This is a genomic window from Cohnella xylanilytica (assembly GCF_014212175.1).
Lineage (GTDB): Bacteria > Bacillota > Bacilli > Paenibacillales > Paenibacillaceae > Cohnella > Cohnella xylanilytica.
Genome location: NZ_JACJVR010000148.1, coordinates 1 through 6,773, shown reverse-complemented (window position 1 = coordinate 6,773; position 6,773 = coordinate 1). Strand labels below are relative to the sequence as shown.

Sequence of the window (6,773 nt, the reverse complement as noted above, 5' to 3'; positions counted from 1 at the left end):
GCCGCCCCGGCGCCCGGGCCAAGCCATGCGCCGAATCCGGCCGCGCCATACCCGCCGAATTCGGCGCCGCAATATCCGCCGCATCCGGCCGCGGGAATGCCGCCGATGACGGGCTATCCGCCGTACGTCGATTACTCCCACCCGCAGACGCTCGGGGGAGCGCCGATGAACCGGAACGTGAACGTGCAGCCGGTTCAGTTCTCGAACTTCCAAGGGGGCGTGCCCGCCCACCTGGACGAGACGAACCTCGGTCTGCTTATGGATATCCCGCTCAAGGTTACGGTCGAGCTGGGACGGACGAAGAAGCAGATCAAAGAGATTCTGGAGCTGTCCCAAGGCTCCATTATCGAGCTGGACAAGCTCGCCGGCGAACCCGTCGACATTCTGGTCAATAACAAATTGATCGCCAAAGGCGAAGTCGTCGTCATCGACGAGAACTTCGGCGTCCGCGTAACCGATATCGTAAGCCAATGGGATCGCGTCCAAAAACTTCAATAAGACCACTGGGAGGAACCAAACATGGCAAACCGGATTTTGATTGTAGACGACGCAGCGTTCATGCGAATGATGATTCGCGACATTCTGACCAAGAACGGCTACGAGGTCGTCGGCGAAGCCCAAGACGGCGCCCAGGCCATCGAGAAATACAAGGAGCTTCTCCCGGACCTGATCACGATGGATATCACGATGCCGGAGATGGACGGAATCGCGGCCCTGAAGGAGATCCGCAAGATCGATTCCAACGCCAAGGTCATCATGTGCTCGGCCATGGGCCAGCAGGCGATGGTTATCGACGCCATTCAAGCGGGCGCCAAAGACTTCATCGTGAAGCCGTTCCAGGCGGACCGGGTTATCGAAGCGATCAAGAAGACGCTCGGCTGAGTCGGGAGCGTAAGACTCGATGCCCGCGTTTACGCTTGCGAACGATCTGCCGGGCACCTCGGGTTGGGAAGTGCTGCGGATCCTGCTCGTCCTGGTCCTGATCGTCGGATTGATCATCGTCTTGCTCCGGTTCATCGGCAAGCGCAACCGCGGCTGGTGGATGAACCGGTCTCTCCGTTCGCTCGGCGGCGTGGCCGTCGGCACGAACAAATCGCTTCAGATCGTAGAATGGAACGGCCGGATATACGTCCTTGGGGTCGGCGACAACGTGACGCTGCTCGAAGCGATCACCGACGCCGACACGGTCGCGGCTCTGCTCGCGGAGCATGACACCTCGAACGCGGCCGGGGAGGCGGCGATTCCGTCGTGGCTTCGCAAGTGGACGAACCGCGGGGCGCCCGCCGACGAGAGCGGTGCGCCGTCCGGGAAGCAGCCGAGCTTCGAGCAGACGCTGGAGACCCGGCTGCGGCAGATGTCGGAACGCCGCCAGCAAGTGGAGCAGCTGCTCGACCAAGGCCGTTCCGCAGATCGGACGGATGACACATGAAGAAGAAGTTACTGCTTAGCTTTGCGGCCTTGCAAGGCTCCTTCCTGGCCATCGGCGGCTACGCGTTCGCGGAACCCGCCATTAGCGTGAATCTGGGCGACGGCAAGGAGCCGATCGGAGCGTCCTCGTTGTCGCTTTTGCTGCTGATAACGGTTCTGAGTCTGGCTCCCGCCATTCTGGTGCTGATGACGAGCTTCACGCGGATCGTCATCGTGCTCGGGTTCGTCCGCACGTCGCTCGGCACGCAGACGATGCCGCCCAACCAGGTCCTTATCGGTCTCGCGTTGTTCATGACCTTGTTCATCATGTCGCCGACGCTGACGCAAGTGAACGACCAAGCGCTGCAGCCTTACCTGAAGGGCCAGATCTCCCAGACGGACGCTCTCGCCAAGGCCGCGGTGCCGATGAAGGAATTCATGTACAAGCAGACCCGGGAGAAGGACCTGCTGCTGTTCATGAATTACACCAAGACCGAGAAACCGGCTACATATCAGGATATTCCGATTACCGTGCTCGTTCCGGCCTACGCCATGAGCGAGCTGAAGACGGCGTTCCAGATGGGGTTCATGATCTTCGTGCCGTTCCTCATCATCGACATGGTCGTCGCCAGCACGTTGATGGCGATGGGGATGATGATGCTACCGCCGGTCATGATATCGCTTCCGTTCAAGATTCTGCTATTCGTTCTGGTAGACGGTTGGTATTTGGTCGTCAAGTCGCTGCTGACCAGCTTTCAGACATGAATCTCGGGCGTAACCGATCGATGGGGGGACTCGCATGAGCGCTGAATTTATTATCGGCTTGGCCGGCCAAGCCATGTACACGGTGCTGAAGGTGAGCGCTCCGATGCTGGGGTTAGGCCTGATCGTCGGATTGCTCGTCAGCATCTTTCAAGCGACGACGAATATTCACGAACAAACGCTTGCCTTCATTCCGAAAATCATAGCCGTATTCGTGGCGATTCTTCTGTTCGGACCCTGGATTCTAAGCGTATTGGTCGATTTTACGAGTCACTTGCTCGGCAATTTGGCGAACTACATTGGATGACGATACATGGATCAAGTGATGCAGCTTTTCCCGGCGTTCCTGCTCGTCCTTTGCCGCATTTCTTCCTTTATCGTAGTTGCGCCGGTATTCTCGACGAGGAACTTTCCGAGAACGATGAAGATCGGGTTTGCCTTTTTTATCTCCGTCATCGTCTTTCTCAACGTCGGCTTCGATAATGCCGTACCCGTGGACGGAACCTATATTCTGGCTATTTTAAAAGAAGTGTTGGCCGGCCTCATTATCGGTTTCGTCGCTTACTTGTTTTTTACGGTCGTGCAGATCGCGGGTTCCTTAATGGACATGCAGATGGGACTCGGCGTTGCGAACATCGTCGACCCGCTGACCGGCGTATCCGCGCCGATGCTCGGCAATTTGAAATTCATGCTTCAAACGATGGTGTTTCTGGCGATCAACGGCCATCATTATTTGATCGGCGCGATCATGGACAGCTACAACTGGCTGCCGCTTGACGGTCATGTCTTCCAAACGATCGCTTCGGGCAGCTTGGCGGAGTTTATCGCGCGGACGTTTGCCGCGATTTTCCTGCTCGCCTTGCAAATATCCGCTCCGATGGTCGTTGCGATGTTTCTGATCGACTTGGGACTTGCTCTCTTATCTAGAGCGGCGCCTCAATATCAAGTGTTTGTAATCGGGATTCCGATCAAAATTCTACTCGGGCTGGCGGTTTTGCTATTGCTCCTGCCAGGGTTCAGCGTCCTGTTTCAAACGATCTTCGATCATATGTTTGGTTCAATCGATAAACTGCTGCATATTTTCAAGGATCAGTCGCCATAGACATGTCTGACTGTAAGGAGTGTACCTGCCCGATGTCCCGATTCCGGCTACCAATGGATTTGCAGTTGTTCTCGGGTGAGAAGACGGAAAAGGCGACGCCTAAAAAAAGGAAGGAAGCCAGGGACAAAGGCCAGGTAGCTCACAGTCAGGAACTGGTAAGCTCCGTTATCTTAATCGTTACGATCAGCCTGTTTTTATTTCTCGGTTCCGTGTTCTGGAATCGAATTCTTCGATTGTTCAGCGATGTTTTCCTTCACGGTCTGAATAGGGATGTCACTCAGGAAAACGTATTAGGGATGCTGACTCGTTATTCGACCGAAATGCTTTTTTTTCTGGCTCCGATTTTTATAGCCGTTATCATTACGGCATTCGCCGTAAGCTACGTTCAAATGGGGTGGCTCTTTACCGCCGAACCTTTGAAACCTAAGCTTAGCAGTTTAAATCCTATTAACGGCTTCAAGCGAATGTTCGGCTTGAGATCCGTGGTCGAACTTCTCAAGAGCTCTCTTAAATTGTTCGCCGTCAGCATCGTCGTCTATTTGGTTCTATGGTCCGAGAAAGATCAGGTTATGGCTCTTGCTCATGTGCCCATCGCGGACGTGTTCGCCTTCACGGGGAAAATAACCGCCCAGTTGACGCTTCTCATCGGCGTTCTGATGTTCGTACTGGCGATTGGCGACTATTACTATCAGAAGTATTCGCACGAAAAGAGTCTTCGAATGAGCAAGCAGGATATCAAGGATGAATTCAAAAACATGGAAGGCGATCCAAGAATAAAAGGAAAAATCAAGGAACGCCAGAGGCGCATGGCGATCATGCGGATGATGCAGGAGGTGCCCAAAGCCGACGTCATCATCACGAACCCGACCCACTTCGCGGTCGCGCTGCAATACGACGGCTCGAAGATGGACGCCCCGAAGGTCATCGCCAAGGGCCAGGACTTCCTGGCGCTGCGGATTCGGGAGATCGCCAAGGCCCATAACGTCATTACGATGGAAAACAAACCGCTCGCCCGCGCGCTGTTCGACAGAACGGAGATCGGAGATACGATTCCGGCCGATCTGTTCCAGGCGGTCGCGGAAGTGCTGGCTTACGTATATCGCTTGAAGGGAGGACGCCGCAACGGCTAGCGATGCCGGATCGCGGGTCCTCAGAAGAGGGAGGAGTTACCTTGAAAATTCGGGACATCAGCATTCTAGTCGGCATCATCGGCATCGTCCTGATGATGGTCCTCCCCATACCGCACCAGCTTCTGGACGTGCTGCTGATCGTGAATATTTCGGCCGCGCTCATGATACTGCTCATCTCGATGAACACGACCGACGCGCTGAATTTCTCGATCTTCCCGACGCTGCTCCTGATCACGACGCTGTTCCGGCTCGCGCTGAATATCTCGACGACGCGATTGATTCTCTCCGAAGGGGAGGCGGGGAAGGTCGTCGCCACCTTCGGTCGGTTCGTCGCCGGCGGAGAGCTCGCCATCGGCTTCGTCGTCTTCCTCATCCTCGTCGTCGTCCAGTTCATCGTTATCACCCGAGGCGCCGAGCGCGTATCGGAAGTCGCCGCGAGATTCACGCTCGACGCGATGCCCGGCAAGCAGATGAGCATCGACGCCGACCTGAACGCGGGCCTCATCAACGAGCACCAAGCGAAGGAGCGGCGGACGAAGATCGAGAAGGAAGCCGACTTCTACGGCGCGATGGACGGCGCCTCCAAGTTCGTGAAGGGCGATGCCATCGCGAGCATTATCATTGTCGTCATCAACCTGATCGGCGGCTTCATCATCGGCATGGCCATTCACGGCATGAACATCACGGACGCGCTGAATACATACTCGATTCTGACGATCGGCGACGGTCTCGTCAGCCAGATCCCGGCCCTGCTCATCAGCACGGCGACGGGCATTATCGTCACCCGCGCCGCATCCGACGGCAACATGGCGCACGACATATCCACGCAGCTCCTTCGGTACCCGCGGCTGCTCTACATCGTCGCCGGCACGATCGCGCTGCTGGGCATTGCGACGCCGATCGGATTTTTCGCGACGATTCCTTATGCCGTCATTCTGGTCATCGCGGCTTACCGGCTCCAGCTGAACCTGAGCAAGAAGCAGAAGGAAGAGGATCTGCTGGTAGAGGAGAAGGAGATCGAGGAGGTGCGCAGCCCGGAGAGCGTCATCAGCCTGCTGCAAGTCGATCCGATCGAATTCGAATTCGGCTACGGCTTGATCCCTCTGGCCGATACGCAGCAGGGCGGGGATTTGCTGGACCGGATCATCATGATCCGAAGGCAATGCGCCCTCGAGATGGGGCTGATCGTCCCGGTTATCCGAATTCGCGACAATATTCAACTCAAACCGAACGAATATATTATCAAAATGAAAGGAAATTTGGTAGCTCGTGGCGAATTGTTGTTACATCACTACCTGGCCATGAGTCCCGGGTTCGACGACGATGCCGTGACCGGGATCGAGACCAAAGAACCAGCCTTCGGACTTCCGGCCCTCTGGATCGACGAAGCGACCAAGGAAAGAGCGGAATTGGCCGGCTATACGGTCGTCGATCCGCCGTCCGTCGTGGCGACCCATCTGACCGAGGTGATCAAGAAGTACGCGCACGAGCTGATCGGGCGCCAAGAGACCAAAGCGCTCGTCGACAGCGTCAAGGAGAGCCACGCGACTCTCGTGGAGGAGCTTATTCCTTCCACGATGTCTATCGGAGATCTTCAGAAGGTGCTCTCGAAGCTGCTGAAGGAGAAGATCTCGATCCGCGATCTCGTCACCATCTTCGAGACGCTCGCGGATTACGGCAAGTACACGAAGGACCCGGACGTGCTGACGGAATACGTCCGCCAGGCGCTGTCCAGGCAGATTACGCAGCAATACGCGAATCCGAACGAGCCGCTTAAAGTCATCACGGTCAGCCCCTCGGTCGAGAAGAAGATCGCGGAAGCGGTGCAGCAGTCGGACCAAGGCAGCTATCTCGCCTTGGATCCGTCCTCCTCGCAGACGATCTATCAGAAGCTGACCGAGCAAGTGAACCGGGCCGTCCAGATGGGACAGCAGCCGATTATCCTGACGTCGCCGACCATTCGGATGTACATGCGCCAATTGCTGGAGCGCACCATGCAAGACATTCCGGTCATCTCCTACAGCGAGCTGGAACCGAACATTGAAGTGCAGAGCGTCGGGGTGGTGAACGCATGAAGGTCAAACGATATTTAGTGAACGATTTGCCGGAAGCGGTCCAGATGATTCGTAACGAGCTCGGATCGGACGCCGTCATTCTGAACACCAAGGAAATCCGCATAGGCGGATTTCTTGGCATGTTCCGCAAGAAACGGGTGGAGGTCATCGCGGCCGTCGACGAATCGGCGTCCAAGCCGAAGGCCCGGCCCGCGGCCGCTTCTTCGCCGCGAGCCGCCTCCCCGGCGGCGGCGTTCGCTTCGGCGGCGGCCGCGGCGGTAGCGGTCGCGCCCGAGCCGGACCCGGAGGCGCAGGCGG

Annotated in this window: 8 protein-coding genes and 1 pseudogene; all 9 read left to right on the top strand. The window is 56.7% G+C overall.

Annotation, left to right across the window (positions count from 1 at the left end):
- Positions 1-498: flagellar motor switch protein FliN (fliN, locus tag H7B90_RS31455; protein WP_185139864.1), on the top strand; the 498-nt coding region annotated here is incomplete at its 5' end.
- A 21-nt stretch (positions 499-519) separates the two neighbouring features.
- On the top strand, positions 520-882 hold the full coding sequence (locus H7B90_RS31450) for a response regulator (protein WP_185139863.1): 363 nt from the start codon (positions 520-522) through the stop codon (positions 880-882).
- Between the two features lie 19 nt (positions 883-901).
- Complete coding sequence (locus H7B90_RS31445) at positions 902-1,429, top strand: flagellar biosynthetic protein FliO (RefSeq protein WP_185139862.1); 528 nt, start codon at positions 902-904, stop codon at positions 1,427-1,429.
- On the top strand, positions 1,426-2,172 hold the full coding sequence (fliP, locus tag H7B90_RS31440) for a flagellar type III secretion system pore protein FliP (RefSeq protein WP_185139861.1): 747 nt from the start codon (positions 1,426-1,428) through the stop codon (positions 2,170-2,172). The genes H7B90_RS31445 and fliP overlap by 4 nt, the downstream gene beginning before the upstream one ends.
- 34 nt (positions 2,173-2,206) lie before the next feature.
- Complete coding sequence (fliQ, locus tag H7B90_RS31435) at positions 2,207-2,476, top strand: flagellar biosynthesis protein FliQ (RefSeq protein ID WP_185139860.1); 270 nt, start codon at positions 2,207-2,209, stop codon at positions 2,474-2,476.
- Positions 2,477-2,482: 6 nt separating this feature from the next.
- On the top strand, positions 2,483-3,271 hold the full coding sequence (gene fliR / locus H7B90_RS31430) for a flagellar biosynthetic protein FliR (RefSeq protein ID WP_185139859.1): 789 nt from the start codon (positions 2,483-2,485) through the stop codon (positions 3,269-3,271).
- 32 nt (positions 3,272-3,303) lie between these two features.
- Entirely contained in the window at positions 3,304-4,401 is a 1,098-nt protein-coding gene (flhB, locus tag H7B90_RS31425; RefSeq protein WP_185139858.1) for a flagellar biosynthesis protein FlhB, read from the top strand.
- Positions 4,402-4,442: 41 nt separating this feature from the next.
- A complete protein-coding gene (flhA, locus tag H7B90_RS31420) occupies positions 4,443-6,476 on the top strand; it encodes a flagellar biosynthesis protein FlhA (protein WP_185139857.1) in 2,034 nt (677 codons plus the stop codon).
- A pseudogene (locus H7B90_RS31415) lies at positions 6,473-6,773 on the top strand (flagellar biosynthesis protein FlhF); the annotation flags it as partial. The gene flhA and the pseudogene H7B90_RS31415, both read left to right, overlap by 4 nt.

Bases quoted from the DNA above. Each gene is read 5' to 3' on its own strand.
- fliP (WP_185139861.1), top strand. From the start codon at position 1,426: ATGAAGAAGAAGTTACTGCTTAGCTTTGCGGCCTTGCAAGGCTCCTTC.
- H7B90_RS31450 (WP_185139863.1), top strand. From the start codon at position 520: ATGGCAAACCGGATTTTGATTGTAGACGACGCAGCGTTCATGCGAATG.
- H7B90_RS31445 (WP_185139862.1), top strand. From the start codon at position 902: ATGCCCGCGTTTACGCTTGCGAACGATCTGCCGGGCACCTCGGGTTGG.
- flhB (WP_185139858.1), top strand. From the start codon at position 3,304: ATGTCCCGATTCCGGCTACCAATGGATTTGCAGTTGTTCTCGGGTGAG.
- fliR (WP_185139859.1), top strand. From the start codon at position 2,483: ATGGATCAAGTGATGCAGCTTTTCCCGGCGTTCCTGCTCGTCCTTTGC.
- fliQ (WP_185139860.1), top strand. From the start codon at position 2,207: ATGAGCGCTGAATTTATTATCGGCTTGGCCGGCCAAGCCATGTACACG.